The sequence below is a fragment of the Prosthecobacter sp. GW821-HT29F12 genome, from assembly GCF_058803405.1.
The window spans coordinates 6,178,422-6,201,479 of record NZ_CM179517.1 but is presented as its reverse complement, the minus strand read 5'-3'; the positions used below and the strand labels follow the sequence as shown (position 1 = coordinate 6,201,479).

Genomic DNA, 23,058 nt, shown 5'->3' with positions numbered 1-23,058 from the left:
ATAAGTCGCAAGATCGCACGATTGCCTTTCCCCTCATTTCGTCCACTCATACGTCATGAGTTTCATAACAATTTCGGGAGGAACTTTCGAACTAGGATGGCGTCATTCACTGGCCGAAGATGCCATGACTTCCATGGCAGGGTTTGTTGCTTGGGAAGAGTTTGCTGCTCAACGGCTTTCCAAACGCAGAATTGTCAGCCTTCCTGATTTTGAGATCTCTGCAGAATGCCTCAAGCTGAAAAATCTGATGGAGCTTGATCAGGACCAGTTCACCGCAGCTGAAACTCTCACTGACTATTGCGATGCCGTGGACAGCGTGCTTAAACAATTTGGCACGCGGCTACCGACAGAGGATGAACTGGAAGCAGCAATGGCATGCCATCTTTTTCCTTGGGGTGACGAACTCCCCTCCGGCTCTCCTTACGGAAATGAGACGGAGTTCAAAGGCCATTTCAAGCCCAGCGTCACCGGTTTGGTTTACAATGGCGACACTTACAAAACAGAACTCACCCGGTCGGCGCTGAAGCTCGGGGATGGCGGTGAAGCCTTATGTGGCGGCTATCCTTGGCCCATGGCTTGGCTGGCTTTGTCACCAGCATATCGCATCGACTCAACTGAATTGGTGGATGATGTTCTTTACGAGTTCATGCAGGATGCCGAAATCAGACAAGTCAGGCTTTAGCTATTTTACGCCAGAATCTGCTTGATCACATGACACGGCTCCACGCCCGTCAGCTTGAAGTCGAGGCCGGCTTTGCTGAAGGTGAGACGTTCGTGGTCAACGCCCAGACAATGCAGAATCGTCGCCTGCAGATCAGCCACATGAGTTTCATCCTCGATGATGTTGAAGCCCATCTCATCTGTCGCACCGAGGGTGACACCGCCTTTGATACCCCCGCCGGCCATCCACATGGTGAACGCCTGCGGATGATGGTCACGCCCCAGGCTGCGGCCAAGCGACACGCTGGCCTCCACCATCGGTGTGCGGCCGAATTCACCACCCCACACCACCAGCGTGCTGTCGAGCAGGCCGCGTTGCTTGAGGTCTTTGATCAGAGCGGCGCTCGCCTGATCCGTGATGCCGCAGTTCTTCTTCACATTGCCCGCCACATCGCTGTGCGCGTCCCAGCCTTCGTTGTAGATGTTGATGAAGCGCACGCCGCGCTCGACCATCCGCCGTGCCAGCAGGCAGGCCCGGGCAAAGGAAGGCACCTTCGGATCACAGCCGTACATTTTCAGTGTGGCCTCGTCCTCTTTGGTCAGGTCCATCAGCTCCGGTGCGGAGCTTTGCAACCGGTAGGCCATCTCGTAATTCGCAATGCGTGTGCCCGTTTCGCTGTCGCCATCCAGCTTGAGCCGACGCTGGTTCATGGCGTTGATGAGTTCAATTGTGTCGCGCTGCGTGCCCGCCTCAATGCCCTGCGGCGTGCTCACGTTCAAGATGGGATCGCCCGTGTTGCGAAAGCGCGTGCCGGAATACACGCTGGGCAGAAAGCCGCTGCTCCAGCACGCCGCGCCACCGCTGATGCCGCTGCCCGTGCTCATCACCACAAACGACGGCAGATCGCGCGTCTCAGCACCGAGACCATACGTGATCCACGAGCCCATGCTGGGCCGCCCCGGCTGGGAGAAGCCCGTGTTCATGTAAATCTGCGCAGGCGCATGATTGAACTGCGTCGTGCGGCAGGATTTCACGATGGCGATGTCATCCACCACCGTTGCCAAATGCGGCAGCATCTCGGAAAGCTCCGCACCGCACTGCCCGTGCCTGGCAAACTTGTAGCGTGGCCCCAGCACCGCCGCGTCTGGCCGGATGAAGGCATAACGCTGCCCACCGATGATCGAAGGCGGCAGCGGCTTGCCTTCGTACTTCGTCAGCATGGGTTTGTTGTCGAACAGCTCAAGCTGCGACGGCGCACCCGCCATGAACATGTGAATCACCGCCTTGGCCTTCGGCGGGAAATGCGTGGGCGCGGTGACATTCGGACTCTGCGCCGCTCCATAAGCCGATTCCGCCAGCAGCGATGCCAGCGCGATTTTGCCGGTGCCGACAGCACAGTCTTGGAAGAAGTGACGGCGGGTGATGTTGGAAGTGTTCATGGATGCGTGATGGCTTCGTCAAGATTCAGTGCGGCGCGGCTCACATCGGCCCACAGGGCCTCGCCTTCGATTTTCCGTTCGCGCTGCTTTTGCAGGAAAGCTTTGAGCATCGCCAGTTCGTCTGGCGCAGCAGGCCGTGTCGCGACTCGGCGAAAGATGTTTTGCAAACGCTCGTCATCACTCTTCGATTCAGCGATGACTTGCTTCGCCATCGCCTGCGCGGCTTCCACAAACATCTGATCATTCAACAACGTGAGCGCTTGCAGCGGACTGTTCGAAACTTCGCGTTTGGCCAGGCAAGATTCACCGGTGGGTGCATCAAAAGTTGTCGCCATGGCAAAAGGTGCGGTGCGTTTGGTAAAGGTGTACAGGCTCCGGCGATAGTGATCCTCACCCTCGCTGGTCTTCCACTCCACTTTGCCATACGTGCCTTCGGAAGTCACGCTGGCAGGCTGCGGCGGATACACACCAGGACCACCCATTTTCGGCGACAGCACCCCCGCAGCTTTCAAGGCGGAATCACGAATCACCTCCGCATCCAGACGGAAGCGCGCACCACGCGCCAGCAGGATGTTCTCTGGATCTTTCTGCGCATGCTCAGGCGTGATACGGCTGCTCTGTTTATAAGTTGCACTCGTCACAATGAGCCTGTGCAGCTTCTTCATCGACCAACCCTGCTTCACAAGCTCCACCGCAAGCCAGTCGATCAGTTCGGGGTGCGACGGCGGATCACTCTGATAGCCGAAGTCTTCCAGCGACTTCACGATGCCACGGCCGAAAAATGCCTGCCACTGGCGGTTCACCGTCACGCGTGCAGTGAGCGGATTTTCGGGTGCAAACAGCCACTTGGCAAAAGTAAGCCGGTTTGCAGGCGCACCCTTGGGCAGTGCAGGCAGGAACGCGGGAACACCGGGCGTCACCTCCTCCTTCGGCTGCAGATACTCACCGCGATGATAGCGGTGCGTGATGCGCGGGTTGTTCGCAGGACGTTCATCCATCACCAGCGTGGGCTGGCCGCGTGGCGGATTCTTCCGCGCGGCCAGAAGCGGCGCGGCGGCCTGCTTCATTTCATCGGCAGTCTCAAGAAAGCTCCGCAGCAGCATGTCATGTTTTGATTTGTCTCCGCTGGCCAGTGCCTCCTCGACTTCCGCCGGCAGCCCCGTTGCTTCAGCATGATCACTGGTCGTCACGGAAACGCGGAAGTGGCCAAGCGGACAGGCAAAATGCTTTTCAAACAGCATCTTCAAATCCAGGCCGTTCGTGAGATCCACCGGCTGATCAAAATGAAACACCGCCGCATGCTGAACGCCGTAACCACCCAGCACCTGCCAGCCGCTGGACATCTCGCCATCCAGCGTGGCTCCGGCGTTGTTCTTCTTTTTCGCGGCGGCTTTCGCCTTGGCTTTGGGATTGCTGGCAGCGGCGTCATTGATGCGGTCGTCCTCGTCCTCATTGGTGTCCTCAGCCCGCGCAATCTTGATGCGCTGACCGTTTTGCGAAGCTTGGAATTCACTCATGAAGAAACCACCGATCGGCCCTTCGTAGTTGGTGAGTCCGGGGCCGTCGTTCGGGAGGCTGGAATGTGAAGTCACCTCGATGCGAAGGGCCCGCACGCCCTTGATCGGCGCCTTAAAGCTCAAATCATAAACATCACTCTTCGAGATGTCGCCGCTGCCGAGGATGAAGCCATCCGCCTGCTGTTCCAGATGCGGCATCGTCGTGGTCATCTTCGTCGGGCGAATCACTTCCCACTTGGATGCCCTGTGCGATTCCCCCTCAATCCATCCTGCGAAGCGGCTTTCCATGGCCGCTTTGCCACCAGGAAACTTCGCGGGCAGTTCGGCTTCGAGTTTGGCGATCTTCGCCACCTGCGCTTTCTTCTGAGCTTCCACTTCCGGCGTCGGAATAAAATAAGTGGGCTCGCTGGCATTGTTCAGCAGTGCCAGCGTGCGGTAAAAGTCCGTGTGCAGGATCGGATCGTACTTGTGCGTGTGGCACTGGCAGCAGTTCATCGTCAGGCCCATCCACGCCGTGCCGGTGACGCTCACGCGGTCCACCATCGCATAAAAACGGTACTCATTCGGATCAATGCCACCCTCCTCGTTCAGCATCGTGTTGCGGTGAAACCCTGTGGCAATGAGGTCGTCCGGCGTCGCGTTCGGCAGCATGTCACCGGCGAGTTGTTTGATGCTGAACTGATCAAATGGCATGTCAGCGTTCATGGCCTTCACCACCCAGTCGCGATACGGCCAAATCTGGCGCGGTCGGTCTTTCTCAAAGCCGTTCGTGTCTGCATATCGCGCAAGGTCCAGCCAGCGTCGCGCCCAGCGCTCGCCGTACTGCTTGGAGGCCAGCAGGTGGTCCACCAGCTTGTCATAGGCATCGGGCGCATTGTCATTCACAAATGCATCCGCCTCCGCAGGAGTCGGCGGCAGACCGGTGAGATCCAGATAGACACGCCGCACCAGTGTGTAGCGATCCGCCTCAGCCGAAGGCTGCAAGCCCTCCTTCTTCAGTCGGTCCTGAATGAAGGCATCAATCGGATGCATGCCAGCAATAGGCAGCGCTGCCTGCTTCGGCCGCACATACGCCCAGTGAGCCTCATACGGCGCTCCTTCCGTGATCCACAACTTCAGAATATTTTTCGCGCTCTCTGGCAGCACCGTCTTCGTGTGCGGCGGCGGCATGACTTCATCCTCATCCGTCGAGAAGACACGCTTGATCACTTCGCTCGCGTCCGGTTTCCCCGGCACGACGGCAAGCTCTCCAGACTTGCCTTTGCCAATGGCAGAATCCCGCAGATCCAGCCGCAGCTTGCCTTTGCGTCCCTGGTCATCCATGCCGTGGCATTTGAAACAATGCTGCGCCAGCACCGGACGCACGTCACGATTGAAATCGACGGCGAAACCAGCGGCTGGCAGGGCAAGGCAGAAAAGGAGGGCGTGGCGTTTCATTGCGTTGGGTTGAGAACGCCATGAGAAGGCGATTTCTGACCACAAGACACGCCTCAAGCAGGATCAGCCAAGAGAAAAGCAAGCCAGGTCAATACCCGCCTGCCCCGATCTTCCCGCCCGCACCTTCCAGTGCACCTGTAGCTTCACGCTTGCGGTACTCGTCCATCATGGCCGCCGTCGCAGTGGCGCCGCAGCGTGATCCGCCAAGGTCGCGCACCTTGATAAGCCCGTCCAGATCGCGCACTCCGCCCGCCGCTTTCACCTGCACCTTGGGGCTGCAGCTCGCACGCATCAGCGCCAGATCATGCTCCGTGGCCCCTTTGTAATTGTAGCTGCCGTCAGCCTGCTTCACGAAGCCGTAGCCCGTGCTCGTCTTCACCCAGTCCGCCCCAGCACGTTCGCAAATCTCGCAGAGCTTGCGCTTGAAGTCGTCACTGCTCAGACCGGCACCGCCGTTGGTCAGATAATCATTTTCAAAAATCACCTTCACCTTCGCACCGTGCTTGTGCGCTTCATCGCACACGGCTTTCACATCGGCCTCGACGTAGCCCCAGTCGCCGCTCAGCGCCTTGCCAAGGTTGACCACCATGTCGATCTCGTTCGCTCCGTCTTTGCAGGCCAGCTCCGTCTCATAGCGCTTCGATTCTGTGGCGCTGCTCCCGTGAGGGAAACCAATGACACAACCCACCAGCACACCTGAGCCACGCAGCCATTCCACCGCCTGCTTCACCGCATAAGGCTTGATGCACACCGACGCCACCTGGTACTGCGCCGCCAGCTTGCACCCGGCTTCCAGGTCCGCATCCGTCATCGTGGGATGCAGCAGGCTGTGGTCGATCATCTTGGCGAGGTCGGAATAGCTGTATTTCATAAAGTGCGATTGGCTAAGCCAATTTCTAAATTGGCTTAGCCACTTGTCAAAGGCCGATTTTTCCGCAAAATCACCCCGTGGCCAAAACAGCCTCCTTCCACGAACAACTGATCGAAAAACTGCGGAAACTCCTCCACAGCCGCCAGTTCGTGCCGGGGGCCAAGTTTCTAACCGAGCGCGAAATCGCCGAACGCTTCGACACCAGCCGCCCCACCGCCAACAAAGCGCTCAGCAGTCTCGTCTCGACCGGCCTGCTGGAGTTCCGCCAGGGCGCGGGAACCTTCGTGCGCGGGAGTGTGCTGGATTACGATTTGCAGCATCTCGTGAGCTTCACGGAAAAAGCCAAAGCCGCAGGGAAGAAGCCCGGCACCCAGCTCATCGCCCTGCAAAAAATCTCAGCCGCCGATGCGCCCGCAGCCGTGGCTCAAGCCCTGCACGCTTCTCCCGATGAATCACTGCTCTATCTTGAGCGTCTTCGCCTCGCCGACGGGCAACCCGTCATCTACGAGCGCAGGCACGTCATGGCACGCTTTTGCACCGGCATGACCAAGGCCGATGCCAAAGGCTCGCTCTACGGCTTCTGGACGACCAAGTGCCGCCTGACCATCTCCGGTGCGGACGAATCCATCCGCGCCGTGAACGCCTCAGCCGCCCAGGCCGCAGCGCTCGGCATTCCGCCAAACACCGCCTGCCTCCTGGTCGTCGCCACCGGCTTTCTCGAAGGCGGCGCCCCCCTCTGGTATGAAGAGACACTTTACCGCAGCGATGCGTACGAATTCCGCAATCAACTCGGCGGCGTCTCAGGCCCCAAACCCGCGCAGGGGCGCATGCGCTGACGCATCTTACTCAAGCCGGAATTCAGGACTCGACACCGTCAGCGTGGAACCGTTTTCCTCCTGCGTGTGCACGGTGATGACATCCAGTGTCTTCACGTCACCTTCGATGGAGACTTCCCCGCTGTAAGTATCTGCACCGGTTTTTTCCAGCGGCGCTGAAGACCACGCATCGAACTCCATGGCGATGGAGTAATCGGGGTGGCGGTTCACAGACCACCAGACGGTGTTTTCCTGCGGCTCACTATGATCGGGAAAAACAACCTTCACCGCAAGACGCTTCGAGGCCTTGTCCCACTTCGTGGTGACCTGCGGCGGCGCCACCATGTGACGTGTCCCAAAGAAGTGATGAAGCGCAAAGGCACGGAGATTTTCATCCACTTCCGGCAGACCACCGACGGACTTCACAAAACCCGCCTCTTTAGCTCCGCCATGCTGTCCGCCGGGAACAATGTAGACAGGCACTTGCGGAAAGAGACGGCCCATCTCGACAAGACCGGGACTCACATTGTCATTGGATCCCTGGTTGTAGAAAATTTCGGTGCCACGCTGCTTCAGCACATCGAGGTAGTTCGTCGTGCGGCAGGCCTCCCACGCGGCATTGCACGCCATTTTCATCTCGGCATCACTCCACCCGGCATCACGCACCATTTTCACCGTGATGCGTTCGTCCGAGCGCGCCTTCTGCCGCACCAGCAATTTTTCACGTCCCACTGGGTCAGTCATCGCCGCGATGAACTCCTCGTTCATCTTCGTGATCTCCGGAGACAGCATTCCTTCCACATAGGGCCCACCTGGGCTTTCAATCACCGGTGCCACCACAGGCATGATGGCTGTGATACGATCATCCGCAATGCCCGCCGCTGCGGTCGCCACACCACGCTTGGAGCCTCCCGTGGCCAGCACCTTCTTCGGCTGAAACACATCCTTTTCCGCGATGGCGGCCGTGAGCGCGCGCATGTCGCTGATGCCCCAGATCCACGCGGGTGTGTAGCGCGTGTCCTTCGTCTGGATGAAATGCTCCTCCATCATCAGGTGAAGTTTTCCCACCGGCTCCATTGCATCGATCGGCACCATGCCGATGAAAACCAGTCCCACACCCTGCTCTTTCAGCAGGCGCAGCTTCGCACCAGAAGCAGCCGCAGGCTTCAACTGCAACCCCGTGTTCTCGATCAGCACGTTGGTACAAACACCCGTTGCTGGCGCGAGAAAAGTCACTGGCAGCCGCACCTTCATCCCGGGCCACCATTCGCACACCGTGATCTCGACAATCTTCTGGCGAATCGCGGCGTCTTTGGGATTCGCATGCCAGTCTTCAATGACTTTCGTTTCCAGCGTCTTTGTGTCGCGGATGGATGCCATGTCAAACTTCCCAATCGTGATGTCAGCACGGACGGAAACAATGGATAACAAAAAAGCAGAAAGCAGCGCGGCGAATTTCATGCCTCACTCAACGCATCTCGGCGCGCATTTCTGCCATCCTTGCTGTGCAAAGGAGTCCTGAAAATAAAAACAGCCTTGCGGACGAAATCCGCAAGGCTGTGTGAAGAATCAGATCGATCGATTATCAGGCCATCGCCGCAGCCACATTGCCCACAAGGTCCTTGCCGGGCGTGAGCGTCTTGGAGCCGGGAGTCCACTTGGCGGGGCAGGCTTCGCTCGGGTTCGCCATCAGGTGCACATTCGCTTCCATCTTGCGGACGAGTTCACCTGCATCACGGCCCACGTTGTAGAAGTTCACCTCGGAGGTCACCAGCTTGCCTTCAGGATTGATGATGAAGGTGCCGCGCAGCGCCAGGCCGGTGCCGCTGTCATACACACCAAAGAGACGGCTCACAGCACCGGTGGTGTCAGCCGCCAGCGTGTACTTCACGTTCTTCATCAGGCCTTCCGTGTTGCGCCAGACCATGTGGGCAAACTTCGTGTCTGTGGAGACGGCGACAACGTGTGCGCCCAGCGAGGCCAGCTTGTCCTGCTGATCGGCGAGATCCGCCAGTTCGGTGGGGCAGACGAAGGTGAAATCAGCCGGGTAAAACACCAGGACAGTCCATTTGCCAGCTTTCTTGATGTCGGCGAGGGAAACCTTGCCGAAGTCACCATGCGAAGGCTCGTAGGTTTCCATTTCGAAATCGGGAACGTTGGAGCCGACAGAGACGAGAGTTGTTTCCATGAGTATGCGAGTTTTAGGGGGTGGGGACGCTTCCAAAAAAAGCGCCAAGCAGCCCGACTGTTGACGCGCAATCGTTCGGCGGTCAAACGCTAAGGCGGAAGAAGGCGATAGAAGCCTCACCGATGGACAATGACCGTGTCAGTTCCATGCAATCTGAGTGGAGTTTTACCGTTAAGAACTGATGCCTTCTTCTCCCCGCCGCCATTTCCTCAAGACCGCCGCCCTCAGCGCCCTTGCCGGCCCAAACATCCTACGCGCCGCTGACACGAAGCAGAAAATCCGCGTGGCATGCGTGGGCATCGGCCAGATGGGTGGCGGTGCCGTTCAGGCCTCCCGCGACGAGGAGATCGTGGCCTTCTGCGATGTGGACTGGCGCGATCTCGGCGGTCGCAGCGCCTTTGAACAAGCCAAGAAATATCCGAACGTCCCCAAGTTCACCGACTTCCGCGAGATGCTGGACAAGAAAGGCAGCGAGATCGATGCCGTCCTCATCTCCACCCCGGACCACACCCATTTCGCCGCCGCGATGGCCGCCATGGAGGCAAAGAAGCACGTCTTTGTGCAGAAGCCGCTGGCACACAATATCTGGCAGGTGCGCACCCTGCAAAAGGCTGCGAAAAAATACGGCGTGCAGACCGTCATGGGCAATCAAGGCCACTGCTGGGAAGGCATCCGGCTCGTGAAGGAATGGTTTGAAGCCGGCGTGCTCGGTGAAGTGCGCGAAGTCCACTGCTGGACCGATCGCCCAGTAAGCAAGGTCGGCTTTTTGCCGAAGTTCCCAACGCAGATCCCCGCCGGCGAACCCGTGCCAAAAGAGGTGGACTGGAAGCTGTGGCAGGGACCGGTGGCCGAGGCTGAGTACAACTCGCAATACCTGCCTCAATTCTGGCGCGGCTGGTGGAACTACGGCTGCGGCGGCCTCGGCGACATCGGCTGTCATTGCCTCGATGCCTCCTTCTGGACACTGCAGCTCGGCATGCCTGAGAAAGTCGAAGTCGTCGAGCAGCAGCCCGGCGAATTCAAAGGCTACACCGCTCCCAAATCACACATCATTTTCCACTTCGCCGCGCGCGGTGCACTGCCCCCCGTGAAGATTCATTGGTATGAAGGCGGCCTCCTGCCCGAAGCCCTGCCTGGCATGGCGAAAGGCCTGCCGGACAACGGCATGATCATGAAAGGCAGCAAGGAAACGCTCTTCTCCGAAGGCATGCGCGTGCAAAGCCCGCAGCTCTGGCCCCGTGAGCGCATGACTCCCATCATCGACATCCTGCGTCGCAAGCCGCTCCCACGTTCCGTCGCTGGCGAACCCATCGGCGAGCTCTTCGCCGCCATTCGCGGCACCATCCCGCATGCAGGTTCCCACTTCGACTACGCCTGCCCGCTCACCGAGCTTGTGAACACTGGCGTCATGGCCATCCGCTCCGGCAAAACCATCGAATGGGACGCCGCAAACATGAAGGTCAAAGGTGCACCCGAATTCGATGCCTGGATCAAGGAGCCCGTGCGCGATGGCTGGAGCTATGGTGAAGACCTGTGGAAAGCTTAAAGAGTAAAGACCCATGCACCGACTTGCCCTCTTTCTGCTGCTCGCCTTCACAACGCACGCCCAGGAAATCCGCCGCACGCCACTCACACTCAAAGACGGCGGCACTCCCGAAAAACCCGCTGTCTTTGATGGCAAGGGCATGGTCATCGATCTCGGCATCGATGTGACTTCCCACGATTGGCAAAAGGAGGGTGATGTGTGGACCTCACGCGGCCCTTTCGACAAACATCCCGCCGTGGAGGATGTCCAGCGCGCCGCGCTCTTCATCGAGGAGGTTCCCCTCCGCATCATGCGTGACCGCGCCGCCGAACAAAAAAGCGGAGAAAAAAGCAAAGTGATCTTCGTGGCACCGGAAGCGCTGCAACCCGGCCAGATGGCATTCAAACCCGACGGCTCCCTCTATTTCCGCTGGCCTGCCGGGAAGACTCCTGGCACCGCCAAGATCTTCCTTCCTCCCGCCGGACTCGCGAGCTGTGTGAACATCGCCTGCTCCTACCTCACGGTGAAAAACATCACCGCTCTGCATGCCGCCAATGACGGCTTCAACATCCATGGCAATCGTCTTGGCATCCGCCTGGAAAATGTGAAGGCTTTTTCCAATGGCGACGAAGGCATCAGCGCCCACGAAACCGTGCAGATGGACGTCGTGAATTCCGAAATCGCCTGGAACGGTTCCTCTGCCGGTGGCATCGCCGATGTGAATGACTGCACTACGACCTACACCAACTGCGAAGTCCATCACAACCTCGGCGCAGGGTTCTTCTTCGAGGGGAAATCCCACCGCGTCACCCACTGTCTCATCCATCATCAGACGAAGGACATTGAATAGCGCGAAGACACCAAGGTGGAGCAATCAGACAACGAGTGGCGCAAGCCGTGAGCCTGCACCATCACAGCCTCAGCTTTTTCACCAGCGTCGCTTCCTTCTCAGCATCACTCAGCGGCTTCCAGTCCACCTTGCACTTCGGCAGCGCAGCCTTGATCGCCTCCACATCGGCGGCGGAAATATCCACAGTCTCGATCTTCAGTTTCACCAGCTTCGGCAGCGCCTGAAGCTGCGGAATAATCTTGGCACTCAATCGCGCCTCGGTGAGTTCCAGCGACTCCAGCGTCTTGATCTGCGCAATCGAGACCATCGTCGATTCATCAAAACTCACCGGCGAATCCTTGCCCCACTCCGGCAGCCGTTGCCCCATGCGCAGTGCAGTCAGATTTGTCAGCTTCACCAGATTCGCATTCCCCGCCTGCGTCTGTGCCGTGTGCCAGGTACGGAACTCTTTGAGCTGCGTGAGCTGGCCAATGGCATTCATCGCCACATCACCCGCCGTCGATCCGGCAAAAGTAAGCCTCTCCAGCTTCGACAATGCCTTGAGACTCACGAGCCCGCTGCCGGTGAAATCCTTCGACCGAAAAGCCGGATGGAAAAACGCCAGCGACTTGAGCTTCTGAAACGCCGCGAAATGCTTGTAACCCGCATCAGTCAGTGAGATGCCGTCCGTGCTGAGCTGCTCCAGTTCCACCAGACCCGTCAGCAGCGCCAGCGTGTCATCCGTGATCGTCTTCCCGCTGATCGTGAGATTTTTGATTGTGGTAAAACTCCCCAGCGTGCGGAAATCTGCCTCGGTGAAAGCATCACACTTCACCTGCACATGCGTGACGACCCCTGCCGTCTCAGTGACCTTCGCCCCCAGTTTTTGAAGAGACGCGACATCAGCGGCCCAAAGACCACCACACCACAAACCAAACACGGCGAGAAAAAGTTTCATGAGCTCCATCATCCCTCACAAATCACAAATCATAAATCGTAAATCATAAATTCGCTCACCCGACACTGATCGGCCCCTCATGCACCCCCGCCTTCAGCTTCACTGCGGCATGCGTGTGATTATGAATCACCGCATCCCCCTCGAAGACAACACCCGGGCCGCATTCCACCTGCCCGTGCACCAGCAGGCTGCGGCAGTGCAGCAGGCTGGGCGTGTGCGGGAAGTTCTTCTCCAGTCCGTCCACCAGCTTGCACAGCTTTTGGTCCAGATGCAGGTGCGGCGGCTGGCCATTGCGGCTGGGGTGCAGCCGCAGGCAGAAGTCCTCCGTGAGCTCATACGCATCCGAGCGCACCGCCAGCAGATCACTCGTCGTCTTCACCGGCGCAAACCGCACCCGTGAAACTTCAATCGCACCCGCTCCCGCAAAGCATTCGATGGCCGCTCCCATCGCCGTCTCCAGCTGAACCACCGCAGGCGAAGTCGCATCGCGTGGATCCACCGTTTTCTTGTTCATGATCGGCGGCAGTGGGATCAGCCCGTCATTCGCCTGCAGCGCAGACTTCAGCGCCTGAAGATCAATCCACAGGTTGTTCGTGTTGAAATACCGATGCTGGTCAATGTTTTGAAAGTGTCCCTCGTCTTCTTTCGGACACTGCGCCGACTCACGCAGCAGGAAGCGCCCGTCACTCAAGCGCACCGCCAGATGCCCGCCCTTCTTGTCCGATTCCGTCCGGCGCGTCACCTCCATCGCAAACGGCATGCCGCTCTCCACAAACCAGGCGAGGATCGCCGGGTCCAGCGTCGCTCCCAGGTTGTCCGAGTTCGACACAAAAGCATACCTCACACCATTGCTGAGCAGACGCTCCAGCCATCCCGATCCGGCGAGGCACGCATAGATGTCGCCGTGGCCCGGCGGACACCATTCCTGATCCGGACTGCCGGGTGAAGTCGCAGGCTCCAGCGAGCTCGCCAGCACCTTCGGCACCTTGTTCTGCATCAGCTCCCACGTTTCGGTCCCACCCAGTTGTGGGAAACGTTTCGCCAGATGCCCGGCCGTGTCGGCCGACGTGCTAAAACTGTTCATCAGCATGAACATCGGCACCTCGCCTCCCGTCTGGGAGCGCAGCAGCAAAATCTGCCGCGCGATCAAATCGAGAAACGTGTCCTCCCCGCGCACCGGCAGCAGCGACTTCGCCTTTTCCAGCCCCATGCCCGTGCCGAGTCCCCCGTTCAGCTTGATGATTACCGTCTGCTTGAGCAATGCCGCCGCGCGCTCCGCCGCAGGAGCCGTCAGCGCATCCGCACATGGCAGATCCCGCGCGGGTGAAATCGTGCTTTCAGGAATCATCCCCGTCTCACCCGCCAGCAGCGCCGCATAGCTGCCGCGAAACGCACGAATGGCAGACTCACTCAGCCCTTCGGCCTCCATTTTCTGACGAAAAGGGGCAAAGGACGTTTCAATGTTCTCAGGAGTACGGGAGATTTGGCTCATACACCTGCAAGGCTAAAGGATCAGCCTCCCGAGGCAAACAATCATTCATAAGACATCACGCAGTCTGCCCATAAATGCCCTTCTCACAGCACCGGCACCGATGGCAGCCGCACGCTCAAAATATAAGCGATGATGTCCCAGCGCTGCGCCTCAGTCAGTGTCGCCTCAAAGCTCACCATCGGCGTCCCGTTCAATCCCGTGGCCAGCACGCGGAACACATCTGCCGGCGTATCACCACATCTTAAATGCGGCTGCCGCAGGTCAGCCGGAGCCGCCTGGATGCCCCAGATGTCCTTCAAAGCGATGGCGGCAGGCCCCTTGCCATCCGCCTTTTCGCCATGGCAGGCCATGCAGTTCGCCACAAAAAGCTTCTTCCCAGACTCCTCATGCGTCTTGATCACGTCCCCCGCCTTGAACCACTCCGGCTGCGCCGGAAACTTCATCGCAGGCGCATGATTCTCCGCCTTCTTCCACCGGCGCGAAAACGATTTCAGGTAAACGATCACCGCATCCAGATCTTCCGCCGGCAGATACGTGAATGCCCCCATCGCCGTCCCGCTCAGCCCATGGGTGATGGTCCGGCGCAGATCCTCATCCGTCGGCAGCATGCCATACGGTGTGGACCGAAATTTAAACATCCCCTCCCGAAACGACCTCGGTTTCGGTTTCAGCGTCGGGCTCAGCTCCCCGTTCCCATCCCCCCTCTGTCCATGGCAGACGATGCAATTGCGCTCATACACATACTTCCCTTCCATGTAGAGGTTGAAGTCCAGCGGCGCGGCCTGATCTGCCGCATTCAGCGCGGCTGCCAGGACCAGGAAAATAAAGGTGCATCGGCAATACAAGTTCACACCGTTCTTATCGCTCTTTGAACGCCAGAAACCACGCCGTAATTGCCAAAGCCTGTGCCAGAACTGCCGCAAAGCTGCTTGCGTGCGGGGAGCCGTCTGCCATTTTGCACGTTCCCAATCCATCCCCTTTATGCCCAAGAAAGCCTCCGCCGCCAAGTCCGACCTCCACCGCAAACACAGCGCCATCGTTGTCGATGGGGTGGACCGCGCCGCCAGCCGCGCCATGCTGCATGCCGTCGGTTTCAAGCGCGAGGACTTCAAAAAATCCCAGATCGGCATCGCCTCCCTCTGGAGCATGGTCACCCCGTGCAACATGCACATCGACCGTCTGGCCAGGGAAGCCGCCAAGGGCGCAGACGCCGCCGGTGGCAAGAGCATCATCTTCAACACCATCACCATCTCCGACGGCATCTCCATGGGCACCGAAGGGATGAAATACTCCCTCGTCTCCCGTGAAGTCATCGCCGACTCCATCGAGACCGTCGTCGGCTGCGAAGGCATGGACGGCTTCGTCGCCATCGGCGGCTGCGACAAAAACATGCCCGGCTGCCTCATGGCCATGGCCCGTCTCAATCGCCCCAGCGTCTTCGTCTATGGCGGCACCATCCTCCCCGGCTGCGTCGGCCCAGAAAAGAAGGACGCGGACATCGTCACCGTCTTCGAAGCCGTCGGCAAGCACGCCAACTGCCTCATCAATGACAAGGAGCTCGTGGACATCGAAGAGCACGCTATCCCCGGCGAAGGCAGCTGCGGCGGCATGTACACCGCCAACACCATGGCCAGCGCCATCGAAGCCCTCGGCATGAGCCTTCCGAACTCCGGCGCCCAGTCCGCCGTCGGCAATGAAAAGCTCATCGACTGCTTCGACGCCGGCGCTGCCGTCATGAACATGATCAAGAAGGGCATTACTCCCCGCGACATCATGACGAAGGAGGCCTTCGAAAACGCCATCACCCTTATCATCACCCTCGGCGGCTCCACCAATGCCGTCCTCCACCTCATCGCCATGGCCCACAGCGCCGGCGTGAAGCTCGGCATCGAGGACTTCGTCCGCATCGGCAAAAAAACACCCGTGCTGGCCGACCTCAAGCCCAGCGGCAAATACTTCATGAACGACCTCGTCAAGATCGGCGGCACCGTCCCGCTCATCCGCATCCTGGTCAACGAAGGCCTCATGCACGGCGACTGCCTCACCGTCACCGGCAAGACCATGAAGGAGAACATGAAGAACTCCAAAATCTTCTGGCCCAAGGATCAGAAGATCGTCAGCCCGCTGAGCAATCCCCTCAAGAAGGACAGCCACCTCGTCATCTTCAAAGGCAACCTCTGCCCCGAAGGCGCCGTCGGCAAAATCTCCGGCAAGGAAGGCCTCAAATTCGAAGGCAAGGCCATCGTGTTCGAGTCCGAAGAGACCGCCCTGCAGGCCATCCTCAATGACAAGGTCAAGAAAGGCCACGTCATCGTCGTCCGCATGGAAGGCCCGAAAGGCGGCCCCGGCATGCGCGAAATGCTCTCCCCCACCTCCGCCATAATGGGCAAGGGCCTCGGCAAAGACGTCGCCTTCATCACCGACGGCCGCTTCAGCGGTGGCAGCCACGGCTTCGTCGTCGGCCACGTCACTCCTGAAGCCTTCGTCGGCGGCCCGATCGCCGTCATCAAAAATGGCGACCCCATCACCATCGACGCCGAAAAGCGCGCCATCACCCTCGGCATTCCTGCCACGGAGCTGAAGGCTCGCCTCGCCAAATGGAAGCAGCCCAAGCCCCGCTACACCCACGGCGTCCTCGCCAAGTACGCCAAGCTCACCAGCAACGCCAGCCAGGGCGCTGTGACGGACCTCGGGCTCTAATCGATTAGTTCCAACCCTAGGAGGGGGATCATCTTGATCCCCTTTTGGGAGCGGCAGCTCAAGGAGGGATCAAATCGATCCCTCTCCACCCAACAACCTTCGCTTCCTCAATCCGGCACGATGATCTGATCATCAGGCTGGAGCTTGATGTCGCGGGAAGGATCGTTGCTGATGTCCTTGAGGTTGATCTCGGTGGTCACTCCGTTGCGGATCAGCTTCGTCCTGCTGGGCTTGGCAAAGGGTGAAAAGCCACCGGCGGCAGAGATGGCTTTCAGAATGGTCATGCTGGAGTTGTAAGGCACCGTTCCGTTGCCCTTGATGCCGCCGACGACGTAGATCATCTGGGCGGTGGTGGCGCTGTCATTGGTGGTCACCGTCACCGTCGGCCGGGTGTAAATCTCACGCGCAATGTAGGTCTGCTCGATGGTGCGCTGCAGAGTGGAGGGCTTGAGGCCGGCGGCGCGCACCTCTCCAATGTGGAGAAGGTTGATCGTGCCGTTGTCGCTGATCGTGTACACCTTGCTGATCTGCGGTACTTCATTGTCAGGGATGCCCCCGATGGAGATCGTGACGCGGTTGTTCGGGTGCAGGGCGATTTCACCGTTCTGGGCCTGCGCTGTGGCCAAGGCGCAGAGAGCGAAGAGGCAGGAGAGAATGCGTGTGTTCATGCAGTGCGTGTTGAAGTAAAATTAAAAGACATCGTCACCATCCAGTCGCGAAACTGACGGGGAGCCACCCAGTGCGGTGGCGGTGGTTTCGGCTTTGATCTTGCGACGGCGGGACTTGCCTCCCGAGCCGCCGTTGGGCGAGTTCGTCGGCGAGTAGTACGTGTAGTAGCTGGTGTAGTATTGGTACTGCGCATCGCTGCGCAGATCCACGTTGTTGAGGACCACCCCCACCACCTTGCCGCCGACATTTTCCACGCCCTGCTTCACACGCAAGAGCATGTGGCGCGGCAGTTTGCGGTGCTGCACCACGATCATCGTCATGTCCGCCAGATTGGCGAGCACCGACGCGTCGCTGACTCCGAGGATCGGCGGTGAGTCGATCAAGACGAGGTCAAAGCGGCTTTTCACTTCGGTGATCAGATCCACCATGCGCTGGGAATTGAGCAATCCCGCGCTGTCCGCCGGCAGCAGGCCGCTCGGCAGGAAAAAGAGATTTTCCACCGGCGTGCGCAGCACCACATCTTCCAGCCGGATGTCCGTGGTGAGGTAATTGGTCAGGCCCGTGGCATGGCTCACATCAAAATGTGTGTGCAGGCTGGGACGGCGCAAATCCGCGTCAATCAGCAGCACATTGTAGCCACCCTGCGCGCACACATAGGCAAGGTTCACCATCGTGGTGGATTTCCCCTCACCTGCCCCGCCGCTGACCACACTCAGGCAGTTGGCGTCGGGTGTTTTGCGGTTGAATTCAATGTTTGTGCGCAGAATGCGGTACGCTTCGGCGTCAGGATTGAAACCACTGGAGCGGTGCAGCACTCCCACATCCTTGGGCACCACGGCCAAAACGGGCACCCCCAGATAGCGCTCCACGTCATCCAGGTTCTTCACCGTCGTGTCCATGTATTCCAGGAAGAAGGCCAGGCCCAGACCAAACATGAGCCCCAGCACACCGCCCAGCGCGAGATGCAGCGGCACGTTGGGCTTGGCAGGCTTTCCTTCCGGCTCTGCTTCCGAATAAATCGTGGCGGGCGATTTCACGAGCTCGATGCCCGCTTTTTCCTCGAAGAAGCGTGAGCGCATTTTCACCAGCAAATCTTCCAGGTAGGTGACCTCGTCCTTGGCCGTCTTGTACTCGGTGTAAAGAGACGACATGTTCTGCAGCTCCTGCTTGGCGTCCTCGTTGTAAAGCTTGAGGGATTCCCGTTTCTTCCTTGCAGCATCAAGCCGGTTTTGCAGGCCCGCCACATGCGCTTTGGCTTCTCCTTGAATGAGCTTTTGGTACTCAGCCATCTGGCTGTCCACGCTCAGCACCTGCGGATGAAGGCGTCCACGCCCTTCATTCATCAGGCCTTCTCGCGAAACCTTGAGGTCCTGCAGCTTCGACGTGATGGCGATGATGTTTTGATTTTCCAGTTTAAGTCCTGACGCCTGGTCAATGAGTTGATCAGGAGTCAGCTTGCTCACCTGGTCGATCTCTGACTGCAGCGTCAATATTTCCTGATCGGCGATCATGAGAGCCTGCTCACGTGAGATGACCATGGAGTCTTTTTCACTGCGCATCTCACCGCCGGGATTCAGCGAGCTTCCACCGCCGACGATCCAGTCGCCCACAATACCCGCCTTGCGTCGGGCCTCCTGCGCCCGCACTTGCGCCTGCCCTCGCAGAGCCTCCTGCTCCGAAATTTGCTGCTGCAGCACATCGAGGGCCTTCTGCTTCTTGCCGCTCTCAATGTTGTTGCGCTGATCCATGTAGCTCTTGGCCACTTCATTGGCGATGGCGGCCGCGAGCTGGGAATCCTGGTCGTAATAATCAATGGTGACGAAATCTGAGCGCAGCATCGACTGCGTATCCAGATTGGAGCGCAGTTTCGCCAGTGCCGCCTGGCGGCTCGGCAGCTCCCACTTTTTGGTGAGCTCCAGTTTTTCGATCACCGGATAAAGCGTGGTGGGCTTGGTGATCGTCTCGAACTGAGTTTTGATGTACTCCTGCGTGAAGGCGAGGCCGTCACTGCGGTTGCGGTCGAACACATTGATGTCCTGCGTGATGCGCTCAATGGTCATTTCGACATGCCCGCGATACTTCCGCGGCATGATGTAAGTCAGCACTGCTGCCGCCGCGAAAATCAGAATGAACGAGAGCGAGATGAGCCCAAAGCGATTCTTGACCACCTGCCAGGTGTCCATCGCATGCTTTTGCAGTTCGGTGCCAGACTCGTTCATGACTGCTCGGGTTTGATTATTCGGAGAGGTTAAGAAAGCGCTCTTAAAATGCCGCCAGCGGGAGATTCGCGAAGTCGGAATCTGCCCGCCGGCGGATTGCTGTTTTGGCTGTTGGGACTAAAAGGTGGCCGTCGCTCCGAGGGAGACTCGGTTGCGATTGAATTCAACCAGAGCGTTGTTCGACAGCTGCGTGGAGAATGAGTAGTTGGCGTTCAGATTGACGTTATCCATCAGCTGATAGCCAATGCCCGCATTGAGGAAAACCGAGTCCTGTGTCTGATCCGGGGTGGTTCCCCCGGAGAGCTCCGAGTGCGCATAGCTCGCTCCGCCGTTGACGCTGAAACGTTTGGTGACTTGATGGTTCAGCTGCACGCCGGTGTTCACCCCATAGCTGCTTCTGTAATTGCCCAGCAGCGCGCCGTTGAAACCCAGCATCGCAAACCAGCGCAGCTGTGTCTGCTTTGCCACCGCATAGTTGAGCGCACCCTCGGCGTAAGGCTTCGTTTGTCTCCCTCGGCCGTTTTCGTAAAGTTCCGCACCAGCTCGCACTGAGGTGGACATGTTCTCGCTCCACGCATGGTCGACTCCAACCAGAGCGAAATGTGAATGGTAGTTTTGGAATCCGCTCTTGGTGTAATCCGTCAGGCGGTAACGGTACTCTGCCGTCAAACTGGTCCGCTGCGCAATCTTATAGGCAAATTGCTGGGCAAGCAGATGCGAATAACGGTCCTGCGAGGTGGCAACCGCAGACTCCTCGTAAGCGATGCCGTCGAACGTGTAGGACGTCGTGGTGGAGAACCGTGGCGTCCATGCGTAGCTCACATTGAAATTGTTATAGCCGTACAGAAACTGCCCGTTCCACAGGGCGCTGGTGGCGCCATAGCCAAACGCACTGTTGGGATTCGTCCCGTAGGTGAGGTAGAAGTTGTTGCTCATCTTCAGGCGTTCCGAAAACTGGTGCTCAAAATTGAAGGTCGCCCGGCCATTGTAAAAGGTGCTGCCGTAAACCGGCACTCCGTTCACGTATTCAAGAACGCTGCCCTCAAGACTGAAACTGTAGGGCGTGGTCTGGTCCGCATGGGTGTAGGATGTCCCTGCACCAGCCTGCATGTACCACGAATCAATGTTGCTCAATGAGGACGAAGGCACCTTGTACTTGAGCACGTCGTAGCCGGTGTTGCCGGTGATCGAAAACGTCAGCGGCTCCTCGTTTCTAAAATCAGCCGAGTAGTTCTGGATCGCCACCAGGCCCTGCGCACGCAATGCCACTGGACTGAGTACAGCGACTGCCAGGATTAGCATTGCCAGTTTGGAGCGCATGAAAGTCAGGAGCAGTTTCGAATTTCAGAGTGGAGGGTACCGCTTTAAAAAAAAAGGTCCCGGAGGATCACGGAATCGAGTTGGATGGAGACACCGGATTGGTGATGATCCGCGGAGGCAGCGGGCCCGAAATAGGCGGCATGAGGAGAAACACTCCACGAATGCTGGATGGAATGTAGAAATCGGGTTCCGAAGTCGGAACGATGGGATTCTTGTCAACGACGATGGGGTTTTTGGGGTTCTTCCCAGACACCGTGATCGGACGTTCGACTTCAGTCGCAGGTGGCGCAATGGCAAGACCTGGAACGATGGAACTCGCAGCGTCATTGATGACACCAGCCATTTTAGGAGCCACTGAAACGCCGGTTTGAACGATTTGACCAGCCAAGTTCGCGTCGGCTTTGGAGGCAATGATCGCCGTTTTCACAATGTCGGCCGCGCATCCTTCATTGATCACCAGCGCATCTTCCACAACCATCAGAACCTTCGAGGGGTCTTTTTCGACTGCGACCCGAACGTCATTCGAGATCTCCGTGCAATTCGTAGCCGACTGCGCCGACGCACCCGAGACAGCCAGCATGATCACGCAGGCAGAAATGCCCGCAATACGAGAAAATGGGACAGTTTTCATAAGCGGCAGTTAAAGATAAATTTACAGATGTTGTCGTGTCCTCAGAGCGGGTAGTGGGAATCGAACCCACATGGCCAGCGTGGAAGGCTGGAACTTTACCACTAAGCTATACCCGCAATTGAAGTTATAGTAACACGAAACATCCTACTGCCGCAAGATATTTTTAGAATTTGGAGTATTTTTTTGAAATTCTAGAATCCCTGATAAATTCGGAAACCTAGCTTTTCGGCAAAATGACTCTTCAACTCCGCTCATTAATTAGCACTCAATAAGGAGCTGGCAAGCGTGTACTCTAAAAGGACCTTTTTCTTCAGCCCTCCCAGCTCTGAGTGGAGGCTCAAGGGAGCCAGATAGACTCCAGTTTTACTTACTCACGCCTTTTTCGCCCACGTAATCTTCTCCATTCAAGCTCCGCGCCACGCTCTCGAGCCAGTCTTCGAGATTTTTTTGCATTTCAGGCACGCGTTCAGGCTGTTCGGCCAACAAGACTGTGCTCTCGTCAGGATCTCTAACCAGATGGTACAGCTCCCAGGACACCTCATGGGTCTTTTTATTTTCGATCCGGTGGAGCTTCCACGGCCAGTCCAGCCAGGCGGCATGCCCGGGAAACTCAGTCAGTGAAACGGGTTCACCGATTTTAGCCGCATCTGGCAGCAGGCGCGCCGGATCCGCAGGTTCTTCACCCTTCGTCTGTGCAGCCAGCAGTTCGTCCATCCATGCTTTCGAGGGCGTGCTGATTCCTTTCTTGCCTGAATCCCAAAATCCAATGGCGCGTGAACGCTTCTGCTCCTCCCCCGTCAGCAGCGGCATGATGTCGATGCCATCCAGTGGCGGCTGCTTTTCCATCTTCACACCTGCGATCTCCAGCACTGTTGGATAGATGTCGGAGGTCACACAAGGAGCCGCGATGACCTTGGGTTCATGAAACACCGCAGGCCATTCCATCAAAGCAGGCACCGCCAGTCCTCCTTCATAGATCTGCCCTTTGAATCCCCGGCGCCCCCCCGTGGAACCGACCTTCGGCAGCGCACCGTTGTCGCTGCAGTACCATAAGAGAGTGTTCTCACGGAGATCCAGTTCCCGCAGTTCCTTCCGGAGCCTGCCAAAGGCACGGTCCATCGCCGTGATCTCGCCATAAAAATGCTGCTGCTTCTCGGGCAGCCCGGCATACGGAGCACGGTCTGAATCCAGCGCCTGATGCGGATCATGCGGAGAGCCAAACCACACCACCGCGAGAAACCGCTGCTTCTTTTCCCCACAACGCCGGATGAACTTCAGCGCCTCGTCCACCGTCACGTCGGAACTGTCGCCTTTGAACTGAGTGGCCTTGCCCTGCACGCTGAGCACCGGATCTTGATCAAAGAAATTGGGAGAGGAGACCCACTCATCGAATCCACTCGCCCCGGGGCTGACCGGGCTGGCCTTCTGCACGGAGCCCAGGTGCCATTTGCCAAAGTGCCCGGTCGCATAGCCAGCGGTTTTCAGCGCCTCAGCAATCGTGATTTCCTGCGGGCGCAGCGCATGCCCCCAGGAAAAACAGCCAAACCGGTTGGGAGTACGCCCAGTCATCACGCTGCCGCGCGTCGGAGAGCACACCGGTGCGGCGGCATGAAACTGATCAAATCGGATCCCCTCCTTCGCCAGCGCATCAAAATTCGGCGTCTTGAGGTGGGGATGCCCGTTGTAGCCCATGTCTCCCCAGCCTTGATCATCCGCCATCACCAGAACGATGTTCGGCGGCTCATCGGGTGCGGCCACGCTGGCCAATGAGAACCCCAGAACACCGC

18 protein-coding genes and 1 tRNA gene are annotated in these 23,058 nt (G+C 58.4%); 5 read left to right on the top strand and 14 right to left on the bottom strand.

Annotated elements, in window-relative coordinates; all coding sequences use genetic code 11:
• The first annotated feature begins 55 nt into the window (after positions 1 to 55).
• Positions 56 to 682 carry a hypothetical protein gene (locus AC3RLQ_RS25665; RefSeq protein ID WP_493031519.1) on the top strand — a complete coding sequence of 209 codons (627 nt, stop codon included), beginning with the start codon at positions 56 to 58 and terminating at the stop codon, positions 680 to 682.
• 5 nt (positions 683 to 687) lie between these two features.
• On the opposite strand, the gene AC3RLQ_RS25660 is transcribed toward AC3RLQ_RS25665, so the two are convergent.
• The 3 genes from AC3RLQ_RS25660 to deoC form a co-directional block, all read right to left on the bottom strand.
• A complete protein-coding gene (locus tag AC3RLQ_RS25660) occupies positions 688 to 2,100 on the bottom strand; it encodes a DUF1501 domain-containing protein (protein ID WP_493031518.1) in 1,413 nt (470 codons plus the stop codon).
• A complete protein-coding gene (locus AC3RLQ_RS25655; protein WP_493031516.1) occupies positions 2,097 to 5,054 on the bottom strand; it encodes a PSD1 and planctomycete cytochrome C domain-containing protein in 2,958 nt (985 codons plus the stop codon). Before AC3RLQ_RS25655 ends, AC3RLQ_RS25660 begins: the two co-directional genes overlap by 4 nt.
• Positions 5,055 to 5,142: 88 nt before the next feature.
• Positions 5,143 to 5,925, bottom strand: coding sequence for a deoxyribose-phosphate aldolase (gene deoC / locus AC3RLQ_RS25650; protein ID WP_493031514.1), 783 nt, complete (start codon positions 5,923 to 5,925; stop codon positions 5,143 to 5,145).
• A 77-nt stretch (positions 5,926 to 6,002) separates the two neighbouring features.
• On the opposite strand from deoC, the gene AC3RLQ_RS25645 reads away from it, so the two are divergent.
• On the top strand, positions 6,003 to 6,761 hold the full coding sequence (locus AC3RLQ_RS25645) for a GntR family transcriptional regulator (protein ID WP_493031512.1): 759 nt from the start codon (positions 6,003 to 6,005) through the stop codon (positions 6,759 to 6,761).
• Between the two features lie 6 nt (positions 6,762 to 6,767).
• Here the strand turns inward: AC3RLQ_RS25645 and AC3RLQ_RS25640 are convergent, their stop codons facing one another.
• Both AC3RLQ_RS25640 and AC3RLQ_RS25635 read right to left on the bottom strand, forming a co-directional pair.
• The gene (locus AC3RLQ_RS25640) at positions 6,768 to 8,201 is read right to left on the bottom strand and encodes a PhoPQ-activated protein PqaA family protein (RefSeq protein ID WP_493031510.1); all 1,434 of its coding nucleotides are present in this window, start codon (positions 8,199 to 8,201) and stop codon (positions 6,768 to 6,770) included.
• Positions 8,202 to 8,325: 124 nt separating this feature from the next.
• Entirely contained in the window at positions 8,326 to 8,928 is a 603-nt protein-coding gene (locus AC3RLQ_RS25635; protein WP_493031509.1) for a peroxiredoxin, read from the bottom strand.
• 181 nt (positions 8,929 to 9,109) lie between these two features.
• On the opposite strand from AC3RLQ_RS25635, the gene AC3RLQ_RS25630 reads away from it, so the two are divergent.
• Positions 9,110 to 10,474 (top strand): Gfo/Idh/MocA family oxidoreductase, encoded by a 1,365-nt coding sequence (locus AC3RLQ_RS25630; protein ID WP_493031507.1) that lies wholly within the window; start codon positions 9,110 to 9,112, stop codon positions 10,472 to 10,474.
• Between the two features lie 13 nt (positions 10,475 to 10,487).
• Positions 10,488 to 11,303 carry a right-handed parallel beta-helix repeat-containing protein gene (locus AC3RLQ_RS25625; protein WP_493031506.1) on the top strand — a complete coding sequence of 272 codons (816 nt, stop codon included), beginning with the start codon at positions 10,488 to 10,490 and terminating at the stop codon, positions 11,301 to 11,303.
• 61 nt (positions 11,304 to 11,364) lie between these two features.
• On the opposite strand, the gene AC3RLQ_RS25620 is transcribed toward AC3RLQ_RS25625, so the two are convergent.
• From AC3RLQ_RS25620 to AC3RLQ_RS25610, 3 genes are all read right to left on the bottom strand, one after another.
• Positions 11,365 to 12,240, bottom strand: coding sequence for a leucine-rich repeat domain-containing protein (locus AC3RLQ_RS25620; RefSeq protein ID WP_493031505.1), 876 nt, complete (start codon positions 12,238 to 12,240; stop codon positions 11,365 to 11,367).
• A gap of 55 nt (positions 12,241 to 12,295) precedes the next feature.
• Entirely contained in the window at positions 12,296 to 13,732 is a 1,437-nt protein-coding gene (locus AC3RLQ_RS25615) for a UTP--glucose-1-phosphate uridylyltransferase (protein ID WP_493031504.1), read from the bottom strand.
• Between the two features lie 83 nt (positions 13,733 to 13,815).
• Positions 13,816 to 14,577 (bottom strand): c-type cytochrome, encoded by a 762-nt coding sequence (locus AC3RLQ_RS25610; protein WP_493031503.1) that lies wholly within the window; start codon positions 14,575 to 14,577, stop codon positions 13,816 to 13,818.
• 136 nt (positions 14,578 to 14,713) lie between these two features.
• Here AC3RLQ_RS25610 and ilvD point away from each other — a divergent pair, with 136 nt between their 5' ends.
• Positions 14,714 to 16,432: a dihydroxy-acid dehydratase gene (gene ilvD, locus AC3RLQ_RS25605; protein ID WP_493031502.1), complete on the top strand. Its 1,719-nt coding sequence runs from the start codon at positions 14,714 to 14,716 to the stop codon at positions 16,430 to 16,432.
• Between the two features lie 107 nt (positions 16,433 to 16,539).
• Here ilvD and AC3RLQ_RS25600 read toward each other — a convergent pair whose 3' ends face one another.
• The 6 genes from AC3RLQ_RS25600 to AC3RLQ_RS25575 all read right to left on the bottom strand — a co-directional run bounded on the left by AC3RLQ_RS25600 (position 16,540) and on the right by AC3RLQ_RS25575 (position 23,029).
• On the bottom strand, positions 16,540 to 17,100 hold the full coding sequence (locus tag AC3RLQ_RS25600) for a polysaccharide biosynthesis/export family protein (RefSeq protein WP_493031501.1): 561 nt from the start codon (positions 17,098 to 17,100) through the stop codon (positions 16,540 to 16,542).
• Positions 17,101 to 17,121: 21 nt separating this feature from the next.
• The gene (locus AC3RLQ_RS25595; protein ID WP_493031500.1) at positions 17,122 to 19,320 is read right to left on the bottom strand and encodes a GumC family protein; all 2,199 of its coding nucleotides are present in this window, start codon (positions 19,318 to 19,320) and stop codon (positions 17,122 to 17,124) included.
• 117 nt (positions 19,321 to 19,437) lie between these two features.
• Entirely contained in the window at positions 19,438 to 20,640 is a 1,203-nt protein-coding gene (locus AC3RLQ_RS25590) for an outer membrane beta-barrel protein (RefSeq protein ID WP_493031499.1), read from the bottom strand.
• Between the two features lie 67 nt (positions 20,641 to 20,707).
• Positions 20,708 to 21,271 (bottom strand): hypothetical protein, encoded by a 564-nt coding sequence (locus tag AC3RLQ_RS25585; RefSeq protein WP_493031497.1) that lies wholly within the window; start codon positions 21,269 to 21,271, stop codon positions 20,708 to 20,710.
• A 45-nt stretch (positions 21,272 to 21,316) separates the two neighbouring features.
• Positions 21,317 to 21,387: transfer RNA gene (locus AC3RLQ_RS25580), tRNA-Gly, on the bottom strand.
• Positions 21,388 to 21,634: 247 nt separating this feature from the next.
• Positions 21,635 to 23,029, bottom strand: a complete 1,395-nt coding sequence (locus AC3RLQ_RS25575) for a sulfatase-like hydrolase/transferase (protein ID WP_493031495.1) — start codon at positions 23,027 to 23,029, stop codon at positions 21,635 to 21,637.
• Positions 23,030 to 23,058 lie beyond the last annotated feature (29 nt).